The sequence below is a fragment of the Pseudomonas sp. GL_091 genome (assembly GCF_057837725.1).
The window spans coordinates 311008-335549 of sequence record NZ_CM174451.1 but is presented as its reverse complement, the minus strand read 5'-3'; the positions used below and the strand labels follow the sequence as shown (position 1 = coordinate 335549).

25 protein-coding genes are annotated in these 24542 nt (G+C 59.5%); 12 read left to right on the top strand and 13 right to left on the bottom strand.

Annotated elements, in window-relative coordinates; translation table 11 throughout:
• The first annotated feature begins 132 nt into the window (after positions 1-132).
• Positions 133-570: a YkgJ family cysteine cluster protein gene (locus AC3ITY_RS01555; protein ID WP_108216195.1), complete on the top strand. Its 438-nt coding sequence runs from the start codon at positions 133-135 to the stop codon at positions 568-570.
• Positions 571-776: 206 nt separating this feature from the next.
• On the opposite strand, the gene typA is transcribed toward AC3ITY_RS01555, so the two are convergent.
• Both typA and thiI read right to left on the bottom strand, forming a co-directional pair.
• Positions 777-2597: a translational GTPase TypA gene (gene typA, locus AC3ITY_RS01550; protein ID WP_046041316.1), complete on the bottom strand. Its 1821-nt coding sequence runs from the start codon at positions 2595-2597 to the stop codon at positions 777-779.
• A 139-nt stretch (positions 2598-2736) separates the two neighbouring features.
• Positions 2737-4191 (bottom strand): tRNA uracil 4-sulfurtransferase ThiI, encoded by a 1455-nt coding sequence (gene thiI / locus AC3ITY_RS01545; RefSeq protein WP_150756804.1) that lies wholly within the window; start codon positions 4189-4191, stop codon positions 2737-2739.
• A 328-nt stretch (positions 4192-4519) separates the two neighbouring features.
• Between thiI and glnA the strand changes: the two genes are divergently transcribed.
• From glnA to ntrC, 6 genes are all read left to right on the top strand, one after another.
• Complete coding sequence (glnA, locus tag AC3ITY_RS01540) at positions 4520-5926, top strand: glutamate--ammonia ligase (RefSeq protein ID WP_110660758.1); 1407 nt, start codon at positions 4520-4522, stop codon at positions 5924-5926.
• Positions 5927-6104: 178 nt separating this feature from the next.
• A complete protein-coding gene (locus tag AC3ITY_RS01535) occupies positions 6105-6527 on the top strand; it encodes a cupin domain-containing protein (RefSeq protein ID WP_489310750.1) in 423 nt (140 codons plus the stop codon).
• A 25-nt stretch (positions 6528-6552) separates the two neighbouring features.
• The gene (locus AC3ITY_RS01530) at positions 6553-7068 is read left to right on the top strand and encodes a DUF4124 domain-containing protein (RefSeq protein ID WP_489307268.1); all 516 of its coding nucleotides are present in this window, start codon (positions 6553-6555) and stop codon (positions 7066-7068) included.
• A complete protein-coding gene (locus tag AC3ITY_RS01525; RefSeq protein ID WP_489307266.1) occupies positions 7065-7685 on the top strand; it encodes a DUF4124 domain-containing protein in 621 nt (206 codons plus the stop codon). Before AC3ITY_RS01530 ends, AC3ITY_RS01525 begins: the two co-directional genes overlap by 4 nt.
• 228 nt (positions 7686-7913) lie before the next feature.
• Entirely contained in the window at positions 7914-8999 is a 1086-nt protein-coding gene (gene glnL, locus AC3ITY_RS01520; RefSeq protein ID WP_057712404.1) for a nitrogen regulation protein NR(II), read from the top strand.
• Positions 8996-10432: a nitrogen regulation protein NR(I) gene (gene ntrC, locus AC3ITY_RS01515; protein WP_046040882.1), complete on the top strand. Its 1437-nt coding sequence runs from the start codon at positions 8996-8998 to the stop codon at positions 10430-10432. Before glnL ends, ntrC begins: the two co-directional genes overlap by 4 nt.
• 556 nt (positions 10433-10988) lie before the next feature.
• On the opposite strand, the gene AC3ITY_RS01510 is transcribed toward ntrC, so the two are convergent.
• A complete protein-coding gene (locus AC3ITY_RS01510) occupies positions 10989-11429 on the bottom strand; it encodes a hypothetical protein (protein WP_046040880.1) in 441 nt (146 codons plus the stop codon).
• On the opposite strand from AC3ITY_RS01510, the gene trmL reads away from it, so the two are divergent.
• Entirely contained in the window at positions 11428-11883 is a 456-nt protein-coding gene (trmL, locus tag AC3ITY_RS01505; protein WP_090452600.1) for a tRNA (uridine(34)/cytosine(34)/5-carboxymethylaminomethyluridine(34)-2'-O)-methyltransferase TrmL, read from the top strand. The genes AC3ITY_RS01510 and trmL overlap by 2 nt on opposite strands.
• 110 nt (positions 11884-11993) lie before the next feature.
• Here the strand turns inward: trmL and secB are convergent, their stop codons facing one another.
• From secB to AC3ITY_RS01490, 3 genes are read right to left on the bottom strand one after another with little or no spacing between them, the layout of a single operon-like run.
• Positions 11994-12479: a protein-export chaperone SecB gene (gene secB / locus AC3ITY_RS01500; protein ID WP_223457492.1), complete on the bottom strand. Its 486-nt coding sequence runs from the start codon at positions 12477-12479 to the stop codon at positions 11994-11996.
• Positions 12480-12535: 56 nt separating this feature from the next.
• Positions 12536-12790 carry a glutaredoxin 3 gene (gene grxC / locus AC3ITY_RS01495; RefSeq protein WP_150726523.1) on the bottom strand — a complete coding sequence of 85 codons (255 nt, stop codon included), beginning with the start codon at positions 12788-12790 and terminating at the stop codon, positions 12536-12538.
• 1 nt (position 12791) lies between these two features.
• On the bottom strand, positions 12792-13205 hold the full coding sequence (locus AC3ITY_RS01490; RefSeq protein WP_223457488.1) for a rhodanese-like domain-containing protein: 414 nt from the start codon (positions 13203-13205) through the stop codon (positions 12792-12794).
• Positions 13206-13357: 152 nt separating this feature from the next.
• Between AC3ITY_RS01490 and gpmI the strand changes: the two genes are divergently transcribed.
• From gpmI to AC3ITY_RS01470, 4 genes are all read left to right on the top strand, one after another.
• The gene (gene gpmI / locus AC3ITY_RS01485; protein WP_218429645.1) at positions 13358-14887 is read left to right on the top strand and encodes a 2,3-bisphosphoglycerate-independent phosphoglycerate mutase; all 1530 of its coding nucleotides are present in this window, start codon (positions 13358-13360) and stop codon (positions 14885-14887) included.
• A gap of 241 nt (positions 14888-15128) precedes the next feature.
• On the top strand, positions 15129-16424 hold the full coding sequence (locus AC3ITY_RS01480; RefSeq protein WP_489307261.1) for a murein hydrolase activator EnvC family protein: 1296 nt from the start codon (positions 15129-15131) through the stop codon (positions 16422-16424).
• Between the two features lie 34 nt (positions 16425-16458).
• A complete protein-coding gene (locus AC3ITY_RS01475; RefSeq protein ID WP_489307259.1) occupies positions 16459-17778 on the top strand; it encodes a S41 family peptidase in 1320 nt (439 codons plus the stop codon).
• A 1-nt stretch (position 17779) separates the two neighbouring features.
• Complete coding sequence (locus AC3ITY_RS01470) at positions 17780-18556, top strand: divergent polysaccharide deacetylase family protein (RefSeq protein WP_489307257.1); 777 nt, start codon at positions 17780-17782, stop codon at positions 18554-18556.
• A 129-nt stretch (positions 18557-18685) separates the two neighbouring features.
• Here AC3ITY_RS01470 and AC3ITY_RS01465 read toward each other — a convergent pair whose 3' ends face one another.
• The 7 genes from AC3ITY_RS01465 to AC3ITY_RS01435 form a co-directional block, all read right to left on the bottom strand.
• A complete protein-coding gene (locus tag AC3ITY_RS01465) occupies positions 18686-19441 on the bottom strand; it encodes a substrate-binding periplasmic protein (RefSeq protein WP_489307256.1) in 756 nt (251 codons plus the stop codon).
• A gap of 78 nt (positions 19442-19519) precedes the next feature.
• A complete protein-coding gene (gene hisF / locus AC3ITY_RS01460; RefSeq protein WP_007972752.1) occupies positions 19520-20290 on the bottom strand; it encodes an imidazole glycerol phosphate synthase subunit HisF in 771 nt (256 codons plus the stop codon).
• A 9-nt stretch (positions 20291-20299) separates the two neighbouring features.
• Positions 20300-21037 carry a 1-(5-phosphoribosyl)-5-[(5-phosphoribosylamino)methylideneamino]imidazole-4-carboxamide isomerase gene (gene hisA / locus AC3ITY_RS01455; RefSeq protein ID WP_007972753.1) on the bottom strand — a complete coding sequence of 246 codons (738 nt, stop codon included), beginning with the start codon at positions 21035-21037 and terminating at the stop codon, positions 20300-20302.
• Positions 21038-21079: 42 nt separating this feature from the next.
• Complete coding sequence (locus tag AC3ITY_RS01450; protein WP_489307253.1) at positions 21080-21337, bottom strand: DUF2164 domain-containing protein; 258 nt, start codon at positions 21335-21337, stop codon at positions 21080-21082.
• On the bottom strand, positions 21338-21976 hold the full coding sequence (gene hisH, locus AC3ITY_RS01445; RefSeq protein WP_057712412.1) for an imidazole glycerol phosphate synthase subunit HisH: 639 nt from the start codon (positions 21974-21976) through the stop codon (positions 21338-21340).
• Entirely contained in the window at positions 21976-22569 is a 594-nt protein-coding gene (hisB, locus tag AC3ITY_RS01440; RefSeq protein ID WP_003218037.1) for an imidazoleglycerol-phosphate dehydratase HisB, read from the bottom strand. Before hisB ends, hisH begins: the two co-directional genes overlap by 1 nt.
• Before the next feature lie 265 nt (positions 22570-22834).
• Positions 22835-24499: an OFA family MFS transporter gene (locus tag AC3ITY_RS01435; RefSeq protein ID WP_489307251.1), complete on the bottom strand. Its 1665-nt coding sequence runs from the start codon at positions 24497-24499 to the stop codon at positions 22835-22837.
• Between the last annotated feature and the right edge of the window lie 43 nt (positions 24500-24542).

Sequence of the window (24542 nt, the reverse complement as noted above, 5' to 3'; positions counted from 1 at the left end):
GAATCAATGCAGGGCTCGTGCCGATTTTCCGGCTATTTGCAGCGCCTGCGAAAAAATCTGGCGAAAGGTTGTTCAAAAATCCACCAGTCCCGGTATGATCGCGCGCCCTGATGCACACGCTGGTAACAAACGATGATGAAGCCGAACCTGATCGCTGCCGCAGAGATCGACCGCCTCGATACCTGGGCCAAGTACTCTGCCCCGATGTGCGGCTCGTGCATGTCCAGCTGCTGCACCCTGCCCGTCGAGGTCAAGATCAAGGATCTGATCCGCATCGGCGTGGTCGATGAGTTCGAGCTCGGCGATCCGCCGAAGAACATCGCCAAGCGCCTGCAAAAGGAAGGTCTGGTCGAACGTTTCAACCAGAAGTCAGGAATCTTTACCCTCCAGCGCATGAGCAACAACGATTGCCTGTACCTGGATCGTAAGAGCCGTCTGTGCACTATTTATGAAAAGCGCCCGGATACCTGCCGCAACCACCCGAAAATCGGCCCGCGGCCGGGGTATTGCGCATACAAGCCCAAGGAAGTGGAGCGCGAGCGGAGTTCGCGGAGTATCGAGCGGTTCTGATCCGTATTGCATCATCTATGGCGAGGGAGCTTGCTCCCGCTGGGTTACGAAGCGACCCCAAGATTTTACGACTGCTACGCAGCCGAGCGGGACGGTGCGGCGATCCGACAAGCCCCCTCGCCACAGCAATCGAGTAAATCGCAGACAAACAAAAACGCCCCCGGCCTTGCGGTCGGGGGCGTTTTTTTGTCAGCTAACTAAATGACTTAGTTACCGGACTTCTTGGCAGCGCGGGTACGCTCGCTTTCGCCCAGGATCTTCTTGCGAAGACGGATGGACTTAGGCGTGACTTCACACAGCTCGTCTTCTTGTACGAATTCCAGAGCTTGCTCCAGAGTGAAGCGTACAGGCGGAACCAGAGCGATGGTTTCGTCTTTACCCGAAGCACGCATGTTGTCGAGCTTCTTGCCTTTGGTTGGGTTAACACCCAGGTCGTTGTCGCGGCTGTTCAGACCAACGATTTGACCTTCATAGATGTCCTGGCCGTGTTCGATGAACAGCTTGCCACGCGACTGCAGGGTTTCCAGCGAGTAGGTCAGTGCCTTACCGGTAGCAACCGATACCAGCACGCCGTTCTGACGGCCGGACATGTCACCGGACTTCATGGTGTCGTAACGGTCGAAGATCGAGGTCAGGATGCCTGCACCGGAGGTCAGGGTCAGGAACTCGTTACGGAAACCGATCAGACCACGGGCCGGGATGTTGTACTCAAGGCGCACACGGCCCTTGCCATCCGGAACCATGTTGGTCAGGTCGCCTTTACGGATACCGATCTGTTCCATGATCGCGCCCTGGGATTCTTCCGGCAGGTCGATGGTCACGTTTTCGTACGGTTCGTGCTTGACGCCATCAACCATACGGATGATCACTTCCGGACGACCAACACCCATTTCGAAGCCTTCGCGACGCATGGTTTCGATCAGTACCGAGAGATGCAGCTCACCACGGCCGGAGACTTTGAACTTGTCGGCGGTGTCGCCCTCTTCAACGCGCAGAGCAACGTTGAACAGCAGTTCCTTGTCCAGACGTTCCTTGATGTTACGGCTGGTCACGAACTTGCCTTCTTTACCGCAGAAAGGCGAGTCGTTTACCTGGAAGGTCATGGAAACGGTTGGTTCGTCAACGGTCAGCGGCTTCATCGCTTCGACGTTCAGTGGGTCGCACAGGGTGTCGGAGATGAACAGCTGGTCGAAGCCACTGATGCAGACGATGTCGCCAGCCAAAGCTTCTTCAACGTCAATGCGGTGCAGGCCGTGGTGACCCATCAGCTTCAGGATACGACCGTTGCGCTTCTTGCCGTCAGCGTCGATAGCCACGACCGGAGTGTTCGGCTTGACGCGACCGCGAGCGATACGGCCAACGCCGATCACACCCAGGAAGCTGTTGTAGTCCAGTGCGGAGATCTGCATCTGGAACGGACCGTCACGGTCGACTTTCGGCGCTGGTACGTTGTCGACGATCGACTGGTACAGCGGGGTCATGTCTTCAGCCATCTCAGTGTGGTCCAGACCGGCAATACCGTTCAGGGCCGAGGCGTAGACGACTTTGAAGTCCAGCTGTTCTTCGGTAGCACCCAGGTTGTCGAACAGGTCGAAGATCTGGTCCAGAACCCAGTCCGGACGCGCGCCTGGACGGTCAACCTTGTTGATGACCACGATTGGACGCAGGCCGGCTTCGAAAGCCTTCTTGGTCACGAAACGGGTTTGCGGCATAGGGCCGTCTTGAGCGTCAACCAGCAGCAGAACGGAGTCGACCATCGACATTACACGTTCAACTTCGCCGCCGAAGTCGGCGTGGCCCGGGGTGTCCACGATGTTGATGTGGTAGCCGTTCCAGTTGATGGCGGTGTTTTTCGCCAGAATGGTAATACCGCGCTCTTTTTCCTGGTCGTTGGAGTCCATCACGCGCTCGTCGTTGAGCTCGTTGCGCTCCAGGGTGCCGGATTGACGCAGGAGTTTGTCTACCAGGGTGGTCTTACCATGGTCAACGTGGGCAATGATGGCGATGTTGCGTAGATTTTCGATCACTTGTGTATCTCGATCAGAGGATTCGGTGTGCTGACAAGTCTTGGCAGCGATTAACAGTAGCGTCCGTGAAAGCCGTTACAGCTTGACGGTGGCATCGGGGGGCCGGTGACGCAGGCCACAGGCAAACAGCCCCGGGCACTTAGCTCGGTCGATAAACGCGCACATTGGCATGCCCCTCACTGAGCAAATGGTGGGCATGCAGGCGACTCATCACGCCTTTGTCGCAATACAGCAGGTACTGGCGAGTAGGGTCCAGTTCCTTGAAACGAGCGTTCACTGCATAAAACGGCATCGTTTGTACCTCGATGCCAGCAAGTTCCAGCGGGTCATCTTCAGCGGCATCCGGGTGACGGATGTCGATGACGATCTGACCGGCCAGCGCTTCGCTGACTTCTTCAATCTGCAAGTCCTGGCCCAGTTCATCGATCACGCGATCGATCGGCACCAGTTTGGCGTTTTCGAGCGCACGCTCGAGTACCGCCATATCGAATTCTTTCTCTTCATGCTCGACGCGATAGCGCTTGGCCGCGGTCTTCGGATTGACCGAGATGACCCCGCAGTACTCCGGCATGTGCCGGGCGAAATCGGCGGTGCCGATTTCGTTGGCCAGGTCGATGATGTCCTGCTTGTGGCTGGCGATCAGCGGACGCAAGACCAGCTTGTCGGTCACGCAATCGATCACTGACAGGTTCGGCAACGTCTGGCTCGACACCTGGGAGATCGCCTCACCGGTGACCAGCGCCTCGATGTGCAGTCGATCGGCAATTTGGGAGGAAGCGCGCAACATCATACGCTTCAATACTACGCCCATATGACTGTTATCGACTTTGCCGAGAATTTCGCCCAGCACTTCTTCGAATGGCACACTGACAAATAGCACGCGTTGGGAGCTGCCGTACTTCTTCCAGATGAAATGCGCGACTTCCATGACGCCCAGTTCGTGGGCACGTCCGCCCAGATTGAAGAAGCAGAAATGCGCCATCAGGCCGCGGCGCATGATCTGGTAGGCCGCCACGGTGGAGTCGAAACCTCCGGACATCAGCACCAGCGTCTGTTCCAGCGCGCCCAGCGGATATCCGCCGATGCCGTTGTGCTGGCTGTGGATCACGAACAACCGTTGGTCGCGAACTTCGATCCGTACTTCGATTTCAGGCTTTTTCAGGTCGATCCCGGCGGCACCACACTGACGGCGCAACTGGCTGCCGACATATTTTTCGATATCGATCGAGCTGAACGGGTGCTTACCGGCGCGTTTGCAACGCACCGAGAAAATCTTGCCAGCCAGTGCATCACCGTAGTGCTGCTTGCACTTTTCAACGATGTCGTCGAAGTCGCCCAGCGGGTATTCATCGATCTGCAGGAAATGCGCGATGCCCGGCATGCAGCTCAGGCGCTCGCCCATCTCCTTCAAGGCCTTGGGGTCGCTGACGCGGGTTTCCAGCTCGAGGTTGTCCCACACGCCGTTCACCACCACGGCCGGGTCCAGATCGCGGAGCACGGCACGGATGTTCTTGGCCAATTGACGGATGAAACGCATCCGTACCGGGCGGCTCTTGATGGTGATCTCGGGGAAGACTTTTACGATTAATTTCATGGAAACAGCGCGCGCATGGCCTGCCGAAAAAGGGGGGCGCGGATTATAGCGGAAATTGCTCAAGGTTTAACCAGTTAATGTGCAGAAGGTTTCGTGCGCACCAAAACAGGTCATTTATTGAAATGAACGCCACATTGTAGGGCGTGATTTTCCGCTTTAAGGTACTTTTCCGCCTGACAGGCGTGAAATTGGGGCAAAAAACCCATGGTGGGGCACTGGCATGCAATTTGCTCCCTTGTGAGGCAGGTTGCCTTGGCAGAGTATTCGCGCCGGCATCACCCACATTTAAGGGCATCCATTACTAGCCCGAAGCCACCCGGAGGACACTATGTCGAAGTCGGTTCAACTCATCAAAGATCATGACGTCAAGTGGATTGATCTGCGCTTCACGGACACCAAAGGCACTCAGCACCACGTGACCATGCCGGCTCGCGATGCGCTGGATGACGACTTCTTCGAAGTCGGCAAAATGTTCGACGGTTCCTCCATCGCTGGCTGGAAAGGCATCGAAGCCTCCGACATGATCCTGATGCCGGACGACTCCACCGCTGTTCTGGATCCGTTCACCGAAGAACCGACCCTGATCCTGGTCTGCGACATCATCGAGCCTTCGAGCATGCAAGGCTACGATCGCGACCCACGTGCGATCGCCAAGCGCGCCGAAGAGTACCTGAAGGCCACCGCTATCGGTGACACTGTGTACGCCGGTCCAGAGCCAGAGTTCTTCATCTTCGACCAGGTGAAGTTCAAGTCCGACATTTCCGGCTCCATGTTCAAGATCTACTCTGAACAAGGTTCGTGGATGTCCGACCAGGACATCGAAGGCGGCAACAAAGGCCACCGCCCAGGCGTCAAAGGCGGTTACTTCCCGGTTCCACCGTTCGACCACGACCACGAAATCCGTACCTCCATGTGCAACGCGCTGGAAGAAATGGGCCTGACCGTCGAAGTTCACCACCACGAAGTGGCGACTGCCGGCCAGAACGAAATCGGCGTCAAGTTCAACACCCTGGTGAAGAAAGCCGACGAAACCCAAACCCTGAAGTATGTCGTGCACAACGTAGCCGATGCCTACGGCCGCACCGCGACCTTCATGCCTAAGCCTCTGTACGGCGACAACGGCTCGGGTATGCACGTACACATGTCCATCTGGAAAGATGGCAAGAACACCTTCGCAGGCGAAGGCTATGCCGGCCTGTCCGATACCGCCCTGTACTTCATCGGCGGCATCATCAAGCACGGTAAGGCCCTGAACGGCTTCACCAACCCGGCGACCAACTCCTACAAGCGTCTGGTTCCAGGCTTCGAAGCTCCAGTGATGCTGGCCTACTCGGCTCGCAACCGTTCCGCTTCGATCCGTATTCCTTACGTGTCGAGCCCGAAAGCCCGCCGTATCGAAGCACGCTTCCCGGATCCAGCTGCCAACCCGTACCTGTGCTTCGCCGCACTGCTGATGGCTGGCCTGGACGGCATCCAGAACAAGATCCACCCTGGCGACGCAGCTGACAAAAACCTGTACGACCTGCCGCCTGAAGAGGCCAAAGAGATCCCACAAGTTTGCGGCAGCCTGAAAGAAGCCCTGGAAGAGCTGGACAAAGGTCGTGCGTTCCTGACCAAAGGCGGCGTTTTCAGCGACGACTTCATCGACGCTTACATCGCCCTGAAAAGCGAAGAAGAAATCAAGGTACGTACCTTCGTACACCCACTGGAATACGAGCTGTACTACAGCTGCTGATCCGGTAGCGCCGCAACACGCGGCGTGACAAAAAGAGGCCTCCTTCGGGAGGCCTTTTTTGTGGGCAACTTCCGACAATGAAACCCGACATCTCCTCGGGCACACACAGTATCGTCCGGCATCAACCAACTTGAATGACTCGTAGCCTGCTCACTACCTGCAATCAATGGATGGAATGATGAAAACTTTCCCACTCAAGACGCTACTGGCCGCTCTCACCGCCCTCGCCCTTCTAGGCTGCACCACAAAACCCCCATCGGCAGAAATCAAACGGGAAATCCTGCTTCAAAGCAGCAAGTCGTGGGATAGCACACCTTACATTCGCTACCCGGATGCCGCGCCCGAGCTGACAGTGCTCAAACTCACGATCCCCGCCAATAGCAAACTCCCCTGGCACACCCATCCGATTCCCAACGCGGCTTACATCCTCTCCGGCGAGCTAACCGTCGAAGACAGGAACAGCGGCCAGACCCAGCGCATCAAACAAGGCGAAGCGCTGGCCGAAATGGTCAATATCACTCATCGCGGAGTCACCGGCGATGAACCGGTAGAACTTGTTGTGTTCTATGCTGGGAGCGAGGGTATTCCATTGGCGGAGTAGTCTTTGCTTCACACAGGGAGTCCGAATGCGGCCACTGTTATTACTTCTACTGCTGTCCTTCAATTTTCCCGTGATGGCCCAAATCTACAAATACACCGATGCTGCCGGTAATACCGCCTACAGCAATCAACCGCCCGCTGGCGTTGAAGCCCGGGCGGTTGATTTGCCGCCGCTCAACAGCATCGAACGCCAACCGCCCAGCGCCCCTGCACAACCTCTGGCCGGCAATAACCCCGAGCCAATCCACGGTGCCTACGAAAAACTGGAACTCATCGGCCTGCCCACTACAGAAGCGTTACGCGCCAACAATGGCACCTTCACGATAAACGTACTGATCAAGCCGCGCCTGCAAGGCCCCCACTTGCTGCGCCTGCTGCTGGACGGTCGGCCCTACGGCCAGCCAGGCAACGTGCCGACCCTGCAACTGGTGAACATCGATCGCGGCGAACACCGCCTCGCGGTGCAAGTGATCGATGGTGAAAACGTTGTGCAGCAGAGCCCTGCGGTGACACTCACCGTACAGCGAGTGCACAAGCCTTGAAGGCGTGGCTACTGATCACCTGCCTGATCGCCCTGCCCGCCTCGGCAGAGGTCTTCATGTATGTCGACGCCCAGGGCAATCGGGTTTTCACCGACCAGCCCAAATCCGGCGACGCCAAGCGCGTACCGCTGACAACGACCAATCGAACAGCGGCCAACCTCACCAGCGCAGCGCCGTTGCATGCCCAGAGCAGCCCCGAAGTACAAGCGCTGTTCCACTATGAGGTGCTGCGCATCCTGATCCCGGAACCCGACGCAACCATCCGCAGCAATACCGGCGAAGTCATCGTCAGCGCTACCAACGAACCCGCCCTGCAACCCGGTCACCGCTACCGGTTGCTGCTCGACGGCCAGCCCACCGCCGAACCCGGCCTGAGCCCGGTGTTCCCGTTGAGCAACATCGATCGCGGCAGCCATACCCTTTCTGTGGAAATCCTCGACGAACAGGGGCGCATCGTCGAACGCACCGCCAACCAGCCCTTCCACATGCAGCGCACGTCTCTCGCCCAGAAGCGCAGGATCAAACCCTGCACTCTCGAAGACTACGGCCAGCGGCCGGAATGCCCACTCAGCGACAAACCCGGCGAAGAAAAAAATCCTTTCCTGCGACTTTTCTAACCTCGTTCAGCTTTGCGCACTATATTGGTGCAATTGCTTGCACCGTACTCACATTCCAACCCATTTTGGTTCGAAAGTACCCGCAAAAGCTGGCAGAGCGCCACGCAAACGAGCGTCAAACGCCTGTTTCAGGCGCTGAACGCTTCTTTTCGGAGCCTTGGTTTGGTTTTTGCATTTTGCCCATACCAGCGTTTTTTTTGCGCATGCTCTGCCCTAAAAGAGGTCCCGATGACCATTAGCGACGCACTCCACCGTTTGCTACTCGATAACCTCACCACCGCCACCATCCTGCTCGACGCCGAACTGCGCCTCGAGTACATGAACCCGGCGGCGGAGATGCTGCTGGCCATCAGCGGCCAGCGCAGCCATGGGCAGTTCATCAGTGAGTTGTTCACCGAGTCGACCGAGGCACTGAACTCGTTGCGCCAGGCCGTCGAGCAAGCGCATCCGTTTACCAAGCGCGAAGCCATGCTCACCGCCCTCACCGGCCAGACCCTGACCGTCGACTACGCGGTAACGCCGATTCTGAGCAACGGCGACACGATGCTGCTGCTCGAAGTCCACCCTCGTGACCGCCTGCTGCGGATCACCAAAGAAGAAGCACAGCTGTCGAAACAGGAAACCAGCAAGATGCTGGTGCGCGGCCTTGCCCATGAAATCAAGAACCCCTTGGGCGGGATTCGCGGCGCGGCACAATTGCTCGCCCGGGAGCTGCCGGAAGAAAGCCTGCGCGACTACACCAACGTCATCATTGAAGAAGCCGACCGCCTGCGGAACCTGGTCGATCGCATGCTCGGCTCCAATAAGCTGCCGTCGCTGGCCATGTGCAATGTCCATGAAGTGCTGGAGCGTGTCTGCCATCTGGTGGAGGCTGAAAGCCAGGGCTGCATCACCTTGGTGCGCGACTACGATCCAAGCATCCCCGACGTCCTGATCGATCGCGAACAAATGATTCAGGCGGTGCTGAACATCGTGCGCAACGCCATGCAGGCCATCAGCAGCCAGAACGAACTGCGCCTGGGCCGCATCAGCCTGCGCACCCGCGCCATGCGCCAGTTCACCATCGGCCACGTGCGCCATCGCCTGGTGACCAAGATCGAGATCATCGACAACGGTCCGGGCATCCCTGCTGAACTTCAGGAAACCATTTTCTTCCCCATGGTCAGCGGTCGTCCGGACGGTACCGGGCTGGGCCTGGCCATTACCCAGAACATCATCAGCCAGCACCAGGGCCTGATCGAATGTGACAGCCACCCCGGCCACACCACCTTCTCGATCTTTCTGCCACTGGAACAAGGAGCCACATCGACATGAGCCGTAGTGAAACCGTGTGGATCGTCGATGACGACCGTTCTATCCGTTGGGTCCTGGAAAAAGCCTTGCAACAGGAAGGCATGACCACGCAAAGCTTCGACAGCGCCGATGGCGTGATGAGCCGTCTGGCGCGCCAGCAGCCGGACGTGATCATCTCCGACATCCGCATGCCCGGCGCCAGCGGCCTGGAACTTCTGGCGCGGATTCGCGAACAGCACCCACGGCTGCCAGTGATCATCATGACCGCGCACTCCGATCTGGACAGCGCTGTCGCGTCCTATCAGGGCGGCGCCTTCGAGTACCTGCCCAAACCGTTCGATGTCGACGAGGCGGTTTCCCTGGTCAAGCGCGCCAACCAGCACGCTCAGGAACAACAAGGCCTGGAAGTTGCCCCGACCCTGACCCGCACCCCGGAAATCATCGGCGAAGCGCCGGCGATGCAGGAAGTGTTTCGCGCCATCGGGCGCTTGAGCCACTCCAACATCACCGTGCTGATCAATGGTGAATCGGGCACCGGTAAAGAACTGGTGGCCCACGCCTTGCACCGTCACAGTCCGCGGGCGGCTTCACCGTTCATTGCACTGAACATGGCGGCGATCCCCAAAGACCTGATGGAATCCGAACTGTTCGGCCACGAAAAAGGCGCGTTCACCGGCGCGGCCAACCTGCGACGCGGGCGCTTCGAACAGGCGGATGGCGGCACACTGTTCCTCGATGAAATCGGTGACATGCCAGCCGACACCCAGACCCGCTTGCTGCGGGTACTGGCCGATGGCGAGTTCTACCGAGTCGGCGGCCATGTGCCGGTGAAGGTCGATGTGCGCATCATCGCTGCGACTCACCAGAATCTGGAAACCCTGGTGCATGCCGGGAAATTCCGTGAGGACTTGTTCCATCGCCTCAATGTGATCCGCATCCATATCCCGCGCCTGTCGGACCGTCGCGAAGACATCCCGACCCTGGCCAAGCACTTCCTCGGCCGCGCTGCCCAGGAGCTGGCAGTCGAGCCGAAGCTGCTGAAAAGCGAAACCGAGGAATACCTGAAGAACCTGCCGTGGCCCGGCAACGTGCGTCAGCTGGAGAACACTTGCCGCTGGATCACGGTGATGGCTTCGGGTCGCGAAGTGCACATCGGCGACCTGCCGCCGGAGTTGCTGAGTCTGCCGCAGGACTCGGCACCGGTCACCAACTGGGAACAGGCCCTGCGCCAGTGGGCTGATCAGGCGCTGGCCCGCGGTCAGTCGAGCCTGCTCGACAGCGCCGTGCCGGCCTTCGAGCGGATCATGATCGAGACCGCCCTCAAACACACCGCCGGTCGCCGCCGCGATGCCGCCGTTTTGCTGGGCTGGGGGCGCAACACCCTGACCCGCAAGATCAAGGAATTGGGGATGAAGGTTGATGGCGGGGATGATGATGAGGGGGATGAGGGCTAATCAGCCTTTAGTACTTCGCTGATCGTTAGGCCCAATCGCGAGCAAGCTCGCTCCCACAGTGGATTTTCGGTGTCTTCACTATCGTGCAGGCACCATCGAACCCTGTGGGAGCGAGCTTGCTCGCGATGCTTTTTGGGTTATCAGTGCACCGCCGCAATGCACCGTGAACCGCAATCGCGCACAAAAACTGCTTCGAATCCCCGCCTGCTTTCGCAATCGAATTCCTTTCGAAAAAACACGAAAGCCCCGAATTTCGGGGCTTTCAGCGCATCAAAGCGATTTTTTGTTCCAGTCTGTTAAAACCTGGCACGCCCCCTGCAGTAACCCTTTCAAGTGAATCAGTTCACCTACCCGGTTTCGGGGACCTTGGTACAGGCAGGCCGGGGATTCCCCTCTTTACATCGGGCTCACACCGCATCCGCGACGAGCCCAGCAGTTTTGGGGCCCTTGATACAGGCAGGTCAGGGGCTCCCTCTTTACACCGGGCTCACACCGCATTCGCGACGAGCCTCCCGTTTCGGGAACCTTGGTACAGGCAGGCCGGGGATTCCCTCTTTTATTGCTCCCGGAGATGGATCTCCAGCCGCCAGCGGTCATCGACCTCGCTACCGGCCCACTCGCCCTGCAGGGGCCGGGCCGCTACCAGTGTCAGCAACAACCCCCCATCACTCAAACGCACCCGCCAGTTCACGTCCTTGCCGCCGAGCTTGAGCTGACCTTTCTGCGCCTTGCCCTCGGCGCCAAACAGCAGCGCGACACTGCCATCAACCATCTCGCCGTGGGTCTTGGGTTCGTTGTTGAACCACACCACCAGCCCGTCGTTCGTCACTTCAACCTGCTGCAGCTGACTGGGGTCTGGCGTGGTCAGGCGACCGATCATCATCCCGACCATCACCCCGACAATCGCCAGCGAGCCCATTACCCGCAGGAATAGTTTCGAACGCACGCCTTCTGGCGGCGTAGAATGCGCGTCATCTTTGCCTTCGGAGCCGTGCATGTTTCACGTCATCCTTTTCCAACCAGAAATTCCGCCGAATACCGGCAACGTTATCAGGCTGTGCGCCAACAGTGGCTGCCACCTGCATTTGATCGAGCCGCTGGGTTTCGAGATGGACGACAAGCGCCTGCGCCGGGCCGGCCTCGATTACCACGAGTATGCCACCCTGCAACGCCACGCGGACCTCGCCAGCTGCCTGGAGAGCCTCGGCCATCCACGGCTGTTCGCCTTCACCACCAAGGGCTCGCGGCCGTTCCACGATGCCAGCTTCGCCCCGGGCGACGCGTTCCTGTTCGGCCCGGAAAGCCGGGGCTTGCCCGCCGAGGTGCTGGACGCCCTGCCCGGCGAGCAACGCCTGCGCCTGCCGATGCGCGAGGGCTGCCGCAGCCTGAATCTGTCGAATACCGTGGCGGTGGCCGTTTACGAAGCCTGGCGTCAGAACGACTTCAAGTAACCCCCAAAATCATTTTCGCCTGACAGAAACAATCGCGGGCAAGCCCGCTCCCACAGGTTTCACACAATCCTGTGGGAGCGGGCTTGCCCGCGATTTTTTAGCAGCGCAGCTTACTGAACGGTCGGAGTCTCGCCAGCAGCCTGCATGCGTTGCAGCTCTTGCGCGTACAGCGCATCGAAGTTCACCGGAGCCAGCATCAGTGCCGGGAACGAACCGCGGGTCACCAGGCTGTCCAGGGTTTCGCGAGCGTACGGGAACAGGATGTTCGGGCAGAACGCACCCAGGGTGTGGCTCATCGAAGCGTCATCCAGGTTCTTGATCAGGAAGATCCCGGCCTGTTGCACTTCAGCGATGAACGCCACTTCGTCAGCGTTTTTCACGGTAACCGAAAGGGTCAGCACGACTTCGTGGAAGTCAGCTTCCAGCGTCTTCTGACGGGTGTTCAGATCCAGAGCGACACTCGGCTCCCACTGCTGGCGGAAGATCGCCGGGCTTTTCGGAGCTTCGAAGGACAGGTCACGCACATAAATGCGCTGCAAGGAGAATTGCGGTGCAGTTTCTTCTTCGTTCGCAGCAGTGTTCTGTTGGTCAGTCATCGCAGATCCTTCTTGATCCAGTGTTCATTTAGGGTTGCTTGTTTGGGGTATTGCCGTCAGGCCCTGAGCAGCGCGTCGAGCTTGCCGGCGCGGTCCAGGGCGAACAAATCATCACAACCGCCCACGTGAGTGCTGCCGATCCAGATTTGCGGCACGGACGTACGCCCGGCTTTCTGGGCCATCGCAGCACGCACCTGCGGCTTGCCATCGACCTTGATCTCTTCGAAGGCCACGCCTTTGTTCTCGAGCAGGTATTTGGCTCGTGAGCAGTAAGGGCAGTAATCGCTGGAATAGACGACGACGCTACTCATATCACTTCACCAACGGCAGATTGTCGGCTTTCCAGCTGGAGATACCGCCGGACAGCTTGGCGGCGGTGAAGCCGGATTTCATCAATTCGCGGGCGTGGGTGCCCGCGGTCTGGCCCATGGCGTCGACCAGGATGATGGTCTTGGCCTTGTGTTTTTCCAGTTCGCCAACGCGAGTGGCCAGTTTGTCCTGGGGAATGTTCACCGCACCGACAATGTGACCGGCGGCGAAATCCTTGCTCGGACGAATATCAACCACGACGCCGGCGTCCTTGTTGACCAGGCCGGTCAGTTCGCCGGTGCTCAGGCTACGGCCGCCGCCCTGCATTTGATAGGCAATCAGCAACGCCAGCAGTACGACGAAGATACCGACGAGAATGTAGTGGTTAGTGGCGAATTCAATCAGGTGAGCAACCATCGAAGGAGGTTCCAGGGCGTTAAAATGTCGGCCAGTATACACAGCCACTATGGTGGGCCAAACCCCGTCCGGCGGTGACGTGGCCGGAACTTCGCTTTAAACTGCGACTCCCTTTTCCATTACCCCTATTACCTCAGCCACGAGTGGATTCCATGACTACCACGCCTAAACCTTTGGTCCTGATGATTCTCGACGGCTTCGGTCACAGTGACAGCCCCGAATCCAACGCCATCTATGCGGCCAAAAAGCCCGTACTCGACCGTTTGTGGGCCACCGTGCCGAACGGCCTGATCTCGGGCAGCGGCATGGACGTCGGCCTGCCGGATGGCCAGATGGGCAACTCCGAAGTCGGCCACATGAACCTGGGCGCCGGCCGCGTGGTGTATCAGGACTTCACGCGCGTCACCAAATCGATCCGTGACGGCGAGTTCTTCGAGAACCCGACCATCTGCGCTGCCGTGGACAAAGCCGTCGCCGCTGGCAAAGCCGTGCATTTCATGGGCCTGCTGTCCGATGGCGGCGTGCATAGCCACCAGGATCACCTGGTCGCCATGGCCGAACTGGCCTTCAAGCGCGGCGCCCAGAACATCTACCTGCACGCCTTCCTCGACGGCCGCGATACTCCGCCGAAAAGCGCGCAGTCATCGATCGAACTGCTCGACGCGACCTTCCAGGCCCTGGGCAAAGGCCGGATCGCCAGCATCATCGGTCGCTACTACGCCATGGACCGTGACAATCGTTGGGACCGCGTGTCCCAGGCCTACAACCTGATTGTCGATGGCCAGGGCGAATTCAACGCCGCCACCGCCCAGGAAGGCCTGCAAGCGGCCTACGAGCGTGGTGAGAGTGACGAATTCGTCAAAGCCACCTCCATCGGTGAGCCGGTAAAAGTCGAAGACGGCGATGCCGTGGTGTTCATGAACTTCCGCGCCGACCGTGCCCGCGAGCTGACCCGGGTGTTCGTCGAAGACAACTTCAGTGAGTTCGAGCGTGCCCGCCAGCCGAAACTGGCCGGCTTCGTCATGCTGACCCAATACGCCGCCAGCATTCCTGCACCGTCGGCCTTCGCCGCCGGTAGCCTGGAAAACGTGCTGGGCGACTACCTGGCGAAAAACGGCAAGACCCAGCTGCGCATCGCTGAAACCGAAAAATATGCCCACGTGACCTTCTTCTTCTCCGGCGGCCGCGAAGAACCGTTCCCGGGCGAAGAACGCATCCTGATTCCGTCACCGAAAGTCGCCACCTATGACTTGCAACCGGAAATGAGTGCGCCGGAAGTCACCGACCGCATCGTCGATGCGATCGAAAACCAGCGTTACGACGTGATCGTGGTCAACTACGCCAACGGCGACATGGTTGGCCACAGCGGCGTGTTCGAAGCGGCGGTCAAGGCCGTTGAATGCCTGGACCTGTGCGTAGGTCGCATCGTCGATGCCCTGGAAAAAGTCGGCGGCGAAGCCTTGATCACCGCTGACCATGGCAATGTCGAGCAAATGTCCGATGAAACCACCGGCCAGGCGCACACCGCGCACACCACCGAGCCGGTACCGTTCATCTATGTCGGCAAGCGCGACCTGAAGGTCCGCGAAGGCGGCGTACTGGCGGACGTGGCGCCGACCATGCTGAAGCTGCTGGGCCTTGAACAACCGGCGGAAATGACCGGGACTTCGATTCTGGTGTAATCCGGCCGCTCAAGCCCCCCAATACCCTGTGGGAGCGAGCCTGCTCGCGATAGCAATCTGACAGCCAACTAACCCGTTGAATGTCAGGACGCCATCGCGAGCAGGCTCGCTCCCACAGTGGTTTTGGGGTGTTTTCAGGGGTAACTTCATTCCAGTCATCACACAGTCAGAAATGGGCATTTTTTTTGCCGCCCATGGCGGGCATACTAGGCCGTCCCTTTCCCTGGTGCCGCCCGCCCCTATGCTTCGCGTCCTGATAGCCCTAGCTCTGACATGCCTGCTCCAACCGGCCTTTGCTGACGAGCGCGCAGACACCCAACAACAGTTGGACGCCACGCGTCAGGACATTGCCGAGCTGAAGAAGCTGCTGGGCAAGCTGCAGGAAGAAAAGTCCGGTGTGCAAAAAGAGCTCAAGGGCACCGAAACCGAAATGGGCAAGCTCGAGAAGCAGGTCGAAGCCCTGCAAAAAGAGCTGAAGAAAAGCGAAGCCGAGCTGCAGCGCCTCGATGCAGAGAAAAAAAAACTCCAGAGCGCGCGCATTGAACAGCAACGACTGATCGCCATTCAGGCCCGGGCGGCCTACCAGAACGGTCGCCAGGAATACCTCAAGTTGCTGCTCAACCAGCAGAATCCGGAAAGATTCGCCCGTACCCTCACCTATTACGACTACCTGAGCCAGGCTCGCCTGGAGCAGCTGAAGAATTTCAACGAAACCCTGCGCCAACTGTCCAATGTCGAGAAAGACATCGCCATGCAGCAGGCGCAATTGCTGGTGCAGCAAAGCAGCCTCGACACCCAGCGTGACGAGCTCGAGAAAGTCCGCAAGGAGCGCCAGCAAGTCCTGGCCAAGCTCAATGACGACGTAAAGGCTCGCGATCAGAAACTGGCGACGCGCGAGCAGGATCAGGCAGACCTGTCTAAAGTCCTTAAAACCATTGAAGAAACCTTGGCACGCCAGGCTCGTGAGGCAGAAGAAGCGCGGCAAAAAGCGCTGATTGCCCAGCAGGAAGCCGAAAAAAAGCGTTTACGTGAGGCCCAGGCGCAGGCAGATGCCAGCGACGACGCCCCACGCAAACCGGTCAGATCGACACCTGGCGCACTGGTTTCCAGTTCCGGCGAGACCTTTGGCGGTCCGTTTGCGTCAACCCGCGGCAAACTTCCCTGGCCTGTCGATGGTCGACTGCTGGCGCGCTACGGTGAAAGCCGTGGCGACGATGCCCGGACCAAGTGGGATGGCGTGATGATCGGCGCGTCTGCCGGCAGTGCGGTGCGTGCCGTACACGGTGGTCGCGTGGTGTTCGCCGACTGGTTGCGCGGCGCCGGGCTGCTGGTGATTCTCGACCACGGCAATGGTTATTTGAGTCTGTACGGTCACAACCAGACGCTGCTCAAGTCTGCCGGTGACGTTGTAAAAGCCGGTGAGCCTATTTCCACTGTCGGTAACAGTGGCGGGCAGGACACACCAGCGCTGTATTTCGCAATTCGTCAGCAGGGTCACCCGAGTGACCCTGCGCAATGGTGCCACGCGCAAGGATAGGCGTTGAGTCACCAACATTAGGAGTTCGTTCGACATGCTGCATTTGTCCCGCCTTACCTCGCTGGCCCTGACGATCGCCCTGGTGATCGGCGCGCCTCTGGCGTTTGCCGCTCAACCAGCCCCGGCGGTTGCGCCTGCAGGCACTGCTGCGACCACCAAAGCGCCACTGCCGCTGGATGAGTTGCGCACCTTTGCCGAGGTGATGGACCGGATCAAGGCCGCTTATGTCGAACCGGTGGACGACAAGACCCTGCTGGAAAACGCCATCAAGGGCATGCTCAGCAACCTCGACCCGCATTCCGCCTACCTGGGCCCTGAAGATTTCGCCGAGTTGCAGGAAAGCACCAGCGGGGAATTCGGCGGCCTGGGTATCGAAGTCGGTGCCGAAGACGGCTTCATCAAGGTGGTGTCGCCCATTGACGACACTCCGGCCTCCAAGGCCGGTATTCAGGCCGGCGACTTCATCGTCAAGATCAACGGCCAGCCGACTCGCGGCCAGAGCATGACCGAAGCCGTCGACAAGATGCGCGGCAAGATCGGCCAGAAAATCACCCTGACCCTGGTACGCGACGGCGGCACGCCGTTCGACGTGACCCTGTCCCGCGCCGTCATCCAGGTGAAGAGCGTGAAGAGCCAGTTGCTGGAATCGGGCTACGGCTACATCCGTATCACCCAGTTCCAGGTCAAGACCGGCGAAGAAGTCTCCAAGGCCCTGGCCAAGCTGCGCAAGGACAACGGCAAGAAGCTCAAGGGCATCATTCTCGACCTGCGCAACAACCCGGGCGGCGTGCTGCAGGCAGCGGTGGAAGTGGTCGACCACTTCATCACCAAGGGCCTCATCGTTTACACCAAGGGCCGCATCGCCAACTCCGAGTTGCGTTTCTCTGCCACCGGCAAGGACGAAAGCGAAGCCGTGCCAATGGTCGTGCTGATCAACGGCGGCAGCGCCTCGGCTTCGGAAATTGTCGCCGGCGCCCTGCAGGACCAGAAACGCGCCGTGCTGATGGGCACCACCAGTTTCGGCAAGGGCTCGGTACAGACGGTTCTGCCGCTTAACAACGAGCGCGCATTGAAGATCACCACGGCGCTGTATTACACGCCGAACGGCCGTTCCATCCAGGCCCAGGGCATCGTGCCGGATATCGAAGTACGCAAGGCCAAGATCACCAGCGAACAGGACAGCGATTACTTCAAGGAAGCTGACTTGCAGGGTCACCTGGGCAACGGCAACGGCGGCGCCGACAAACCGACCGACTCCAGCGGCAAAGCCAAGCCGATGCCACAGGACGATGATTACCAACTGGCCCAGGCCCTGAGCCTGCTCAAAGGGCTGAGCATCACGTCCGGCCGTTGAGATGTTTCTGCGGTTGCTGATCGGTCTATTGTGTTGTCTGGCGGGTGTTGCTCACGCAGAACCCGCCGGATCGACGCCCCACAAAGCCTACCTGAGCCTGATCATCGATGACCTGGGGCAGAACCTGCCCCGGGATCGCCGCGTGCTCGCCCTGCCCGGCCCGGTGACCACGGCAATCATGCCCGACACGCCCCACGCCACCGAATTCGCCCGCGAAGCCCATCGCGCCGGCAAGATCGTCATCCTGCACATGCCCATGGATCCGGCCACCGGACCGTTCGCCTGGCATCCCGAGTTGCCCGTCGAGGAGCTGGAAAAACGCCTGAACGCCGCGTTCGAAATGGTCCCGTACACCAGCGGCATCAACAACCACATGGGCAGCCGCATGACCGCACAGCCAGCCGCCATGGCGTGGTTGATGGCGGATTTGCAGCGCCGGCATAAATTCTTCGTCGACAGCCGCACCAGCGCCCAGACCGTGGCCGCCGCCCAAGCGCAGAAGATCGGTTTGGCGAGCGTTTCGCGGGATGTGTTTCTCGACGATGAGCGTACTGAAGCGGCGATCCTGACCCAGTTGCAGACCGCGATCAGCCTCGCGCACAAGCAGGGTTCGGCGGTGATGATCGGGCATCCGTATCCGCAGACGCTGGCGGTATTGGAGCGCGAGCTGCCCAAGCTGAAAGCTCAGGGAATCGAGTGGATTGATATCCGGCAGATGATCAGTGTGCGTGGAAACCAAGCGACTGCGGCGCATGGGAAGGATGGGGTGTACCGCTAATCCGCGGGCGCCACCAAACAACTGTGGGAGCGAGCCTGCTCGCGATGGGGTCATCACATTCAACATCCCTGTTGGCTGTCAGACCGTTATCGCGAGCAGGCTCGCTCCCACATTGATATGTGCAGGGTCCTACAGATACTGCGCCATGATCTCGTCCACCCGACCTTCCTTGCGCATCTGGTCCAGCGCCGCCTGGAGCTTGGCGACCGTCTCGTCCGGCACGTCCTTGTTCAGTGCCAGGTACAGTTCGGCACTGTTGAAACGCAGTACTGTTTTCAACCCGTTAACCCCTTCCTGGCGCGCCAGATAGCGCCCGGCCGGGTCACCGGTGGCCCACAGGTCGATCTGACCGTTGACCAGTTTCCTGGCGTTGTCCTGATCGCGCAGCACAACGATCGGGTTGAGGCCTTGCTTGGCCAGCGTCTCGGCAATGGCGTCGCCCTTGTAGGCGCCGATCTTGTATTTGCGCGCGTCATTCAAGGTTTCGAGGGTGATCTTGCTGTCAGCCTTGGCCAGCATGATCCAGTCGTCCGGGCCGATAGGGCCCACCCATTTGAACAGCTTCTCGCGGTCCGGCAACCGCGCCATGACGAATACGCCGTAACCGGGTTTTTCCAGGGTGAGTTTGTAGATTCGCTCCCAAGGGAAACGCAGCGTCAGGCTGTAGGTAATGTCGGCGCGTTTGAACATCTCGCGGACGATATCGGTGGCGATGCCATTGATGTTCTCGTCCTGAGCGAAGTTCTTGCCGTTCTTCGCCATGTTGTACGGCGGGAAGTTCTCCGTCAGCAACACCAGGTCGGTATCGGGGCTTTCGGCAGCGTGCGCCCCGTTGATGAGCAACAGAGAAGCACTGGCGAGAACGAGAAGAAAGCGTTTAAGCATGTCTGGCTACCGAAATCCATGGCGTACCCAAGAGTGCCTTGGGTACGCCATGGTGTCCACTGGCCTGTATCGGTTTGTTTAACGCATCACGATTCCGCGATGGGCCATATAGGCCTTGGCTTCCTGCACCGTGTATTCGCCGAAGTGGAAAATACTCGCTGCCAGTACCGCGCTGGCGTGGCCTTCGATAATGCCGTCGGCCAGGTGTTGCAGGTTGCCGACACCGCCGGAGGCGATCACCGGAATACCCAGCGCATCGCTGATGGCGCGGGTGACGCCCAGGTCGAAACCGTTTTTCATGCCGTCCTGGTCCATGCTGGTCAGCAGAATTTCGCCGGCACCCAGGCCTTCCATTTTCTTCGCCCACTCAACGGCGTCGAGGCCGGTTGGTTTGCGACCGCCATGGGTGAAGATTTCCCAGCGCGGGGTTTCGCCAGGTCCCGAAACCTTCTTCGCGTCGATGGCCACCACGATGCATTGCGAACCGAAATGCTGCGCGGCTTCGCCGACGAACTCCGGGTTAAACACCGCTGCGGTGTTGATCGAAACCTTGTCCGCACCGGCATTGAGCAGATTGCGGATGTCCTGCACGGTGCGCACGCCACCGCCCACGGTCAGCGGGATGAACACCTGGCTGGCCATGCGCTCGACGGTATGCAACGTGGTGTCGCGGCCATCGACGCTGGCGGTGATGTCGAGAAAGGTAATCTCGTCGGCACCCTGCTCGTCGTAACGACGGGCAATTTCCACCGGGTCACCGGCGTCGCGGATGTTTTCGAATTTCACACCCTTGACCACCCGGCCGTTGTCCACGTCCAGGCAAGGGATGATGCGTTTAGCCAGCGCCATGATCAGTCCTCAGCCTTTGTACGAATCGCAGAAAGCTTGCGCTTCAGCGACGTCGAGAGTGCCTTCGTAGATCGCACGGCCTGTGATCGCACCGATGATGCCTGGCGCCTTGGCGTCGAGCAGGGTCTTGATGTCACCCAGGTTGTGGATGCCGCCGGAAGCGATCACCGGGATCTTTGTAGCAGCAGCCAGTGCGGCGGTGAACGGTACGTTGCAGCCCTGCATCATGCCGTCTTTGGCGATGTCGGTATAAACGATCGCGGAAACGCCGTCGGCTTCGAACTGCTTGGCCAGGTCGATCACCTGGATGGTGCTGATTTCCGCCCAGCCGTCGGTAGCGACGAAACCGTCCTTGGCATCCAGGCCAACGATCACCTTGCCCGGGAACGCGCGGCAGGCTTCGGCGACGAAGGCCGGATCTTTCACGGCCTTGGTGCCGATGATCACGTAGCTCACGCCCGCTTTCACGTAGTGTTCGATGGTTTCCAGGGAGCGGATACCGCCGCCGATCTGGATCGGCAGGTTCGGATAACGCTTGGCGATGGCGGTGACCACTTCGCCGTTGACTGGCTGGCCTTCGAAGGCGCCGTTCAGGTCGACCAGATGCAGACGACGGCAACCGCCCTCCACCCACTTGGCAGCCATGCTCACCGGGTCATCGGAGAACACCGTGGAATCTTCCATGCGGCCCTGGCGCAGACGAACACAGGCACCGTCTTTAAGATCGATAGCGGGAATAATCAGCATCTGGCAAACCTTCAAATTTGAATGTTCAGCTTGGCTCGGAAATCAGTTTTTCTCGAGCGCCCACAGGTCGCTTTCGATGCTTTCGAACCTCTCTTTGAGGTGCGCCTGCACATCGAAAATCGCTCTGTTGTAATAGTGCGGAGCAATCTCACGGGTAAACAGCTCAAGAATCTCCGCCGCCTCGAACGAGCCGAGGTCGAGTTCGAAGCGGTCTTCCATGAAACGCTTGATCTTGCGATAGGCCTCGCTCTCCTGCTCGGGAGTGAGGGTCAGAATCGGCGGTTTCTTCTTGATTGCCATTTACCAGCGACCGTCCCACGCAGCGAAGTTCTGCAGCAACTGCAGGCCATGGGTATGGCTTTTCTCCGGGTGGAACTGCACGGCGAAACGCGAGCCTTCGGCCAGCGCCGCGGCGAAATCGACACCGTAGTGACCGCCACCCACTACCTGCCGCGCGTTGGCGGCAGCGATGTAGTAGCTGTGCACGAAGTAGAACCGCGCCAGGTCCGGAATGTCGTGCCACAGCGGGTGACTCACCTTCTGCTTCACTTCGTTCCAGCCCATGTGCGGGACTTTCAGGTGTTCGCCGTCTTCATGCAGGTCTTTGCCGAAGAACTTCACTGCGCCCGGGAACAGGCCGATGCAGTCGACACCGTCATTCTCTTCGCTGGTGTCGAGCAAGGCTTGCATGCCCACGCAGATGCCAAGGAACGGACGGTCCTGGCTGACTTCACGTACCAGCGAATCGAAGCCGAGGCGACGGATCTCCGCCATGCAATCGCGAATCGCGCCAACGCCAGGGAAAACCACCCGGTCGGCTTCGCGAATCACGTTGGCATCGCTGGTGATCAGCACCTTGCCGGCACCGACGTGCTCGAGGGCCTTGGCCACCGAGTGCAGGTTGCCCATGCCGTAATCGATAACCGCGACTGTCTGCATTACAGGACGCCCTTGGTCGATGGCATTTGCCCGGCCATGCGGTCATCGAGCTCGACGGCCATGCGCAGGGCGCGGCCGAAAGCCTTGAACACGGTTTCGATCTGGTGGTGGGTGTTGGTGCCACGCAGGTTGTCGATGTGCAGGCTGACCAGCGCATGGTTGACGAAGCCCTGGAAGAATTCCTGGAACAGGTCAACGTCGAAGCCGCCAACGGTGGCGCGGGTGTACGGCACGTGCATCTGCAGGCCTGGGCGACCGGAGAAGTCGATCACCACGCGCGACAGCGCTTCATCGAGCGGCACGTAGGCGTGGCCGTAGCGACGGATGCCTTTCTTGTCGCCGATAGCTTTGGCAAATGCCTGGCCGAGGGTGATACCGACGTCTTCCACCGTGTGGTGGTCATCGATATGCAGGTCGCCCTTGCTGACAATATCCAGGTCGATCAGCCCGTGACGGGCGATCTGGTCCAGCATGTGCTCAAGAAAAGGAACACCGATATCAAATCGGGCCTTTCCGGTGCCATCGAGGTTGATCGAGGCTTTGATCTGGGTTTCCAGAGTGTCGCGCTCGACAGACGCCTTACGTTCGGCCATCACCAGCTCCGCAAAATCATTGGGCGAAAAAGGCAGCCATTATAGGCGGGCGGGCGCCAAACAGAAACACGCGAGGTGATATCCCTGACGGAGTGAATTCGGGGGTGTCGGCGATAGACATGTCCATACAAGCCATTTGGCACACCACAAAACAAAATGTGGGAGCGGGCTTGCTCGCGAAAGCGGTGTTTCAGGCAACTTTAATGTTGACTGGCATTCCGCCTTCGCGAGCAAGCCCGCTCCCACAAGGGGTTATGCGTTTTACTTAGTGAAACAGTACCGCTGTTTTCTGCAGGGTCACCCACACACCCCACGCCAGCGGAATGCCCACCACCAGCCACGCCGCAATCGCCAGCGGCTTGGTGCCCGGCGCGGCTTTCCACTCCAGCACAGTGCTGCTATCAGCGCCTTTGTCATGGCCCAGCGCCTGTTCGGCGGCCAGTTCGGCGTCGGTCATGAAGTACTTGTCCGCCACCGGACGCACCAGCAGGTTGCACAGGAACCCCAGCACTAGCAGGCCGGCGAGGATGTACAGGGTGATGTCGTAAGCCGCCGCACGCTCGACGCCGATGCTCAGCTGATATTCACGCAGGTAGTTCACCAGCACCGGACCGAGCACACCGGCAGCAGCCCACGCCGTCAGCAGACGACCGTGAATCGCACCGACCATTTGCGTACCGAACAGGTCCGCCAGATACGCCGGAACAGTCGCGAAACCGCCGCCATACATCGACAGAATGATGCAGAACGCCGCCACGAACAGCGCGATGCTGCCCAGGTGGCCAAGGTTCGGAATCAGTCCGTACAGGGCAAAGCCCAGGGCGAAGAACACGAAGTAAGTGTTTTTACGGCCCAGGTAATCCGAAAACGAAGCCCAGAAGAAGCGCCCGCCGATGTTGAACAGGCTCAGTAAACCGGTGAAACCGGCAGCGATGGCGGCGATTGAAGCCAGTTGCGAGGCGTCCAGCTGACCGAAGGTCAGGTCATTGCCCAGCAACTTGCCAGCGAACACTTCCTGCAACAGCGGCGACGCCATGCCGAGGATGCCGATACCAGCCGATACGTTCAGGCACAGCACCAGCCACACCAGACGGAACTGCGGCGTCTTCCAGGCCACATTCACGTGAACATGACGATGAGTGATCATCGCGTTCGAGGCTTTTTTCGCCGGGGCCGTCCAGCCTTCTGGCTTCCAGCCGGTTGGCGGAACACGGTAGGACAGCGCGCCACCGATCATGAACACGAAGTAGATCGCGGCCATCATCAGGAAGCTCTGCCAGACGCCGACGCTGGCTGGCGAAGCGAAATGCCCCATCAGCGCCGCTGCCAGGGGAGCGCCGACCATTGCGCCGCCGCCGAAGCCCATGATCGCCATGCCGGTCGCCATGCCGCGCTTGTCCGGGAACCATTTGATCAGGGTCGACACCGGCGAAATGTAGCCCAGGCCCAGACCAATACCGCCAATGACCCCGGAGCCGATCCACATCAGCCAGATCTGGTGGGTATACACCCCCAACGCCGAAATCAGCAGACCGCCACACCAGCACAGTGCCGATACAACCCCCGCCTTGCGCGGTCCGGCGTGTTCCAGCCAGCCACCCCAGATGGCGGCCGAGCAACCGAGGAAGATGAAGAACAGGGTGTAGATCCAGCCAAGCATCGAGATCGGCCAGTCACACTGGGACGAAAAGACTTGTGCGATAAAACTCATGTCGGGTGCGCAGGCCACTGGAGCGGTGATGCCCAGCGCCTTGGACAGCGGCAACCAGAACACCGAAAAGCCGTAGGCCATGCCGATGCACAAGTGGATGGCCAACGCGGCCGGTGGCACCAGCCAACGGTTGAAACCGGGCTTGGCGATGATCCGCTCCTTGGACAGGAACGCAGGCTGGCCGGCACTGAAGCCGTCCGCCGTGATGCTCGTGGTCATTGTGTATCCCCCAATTATCAGTATGGTTCGCCAGCCACAGTCC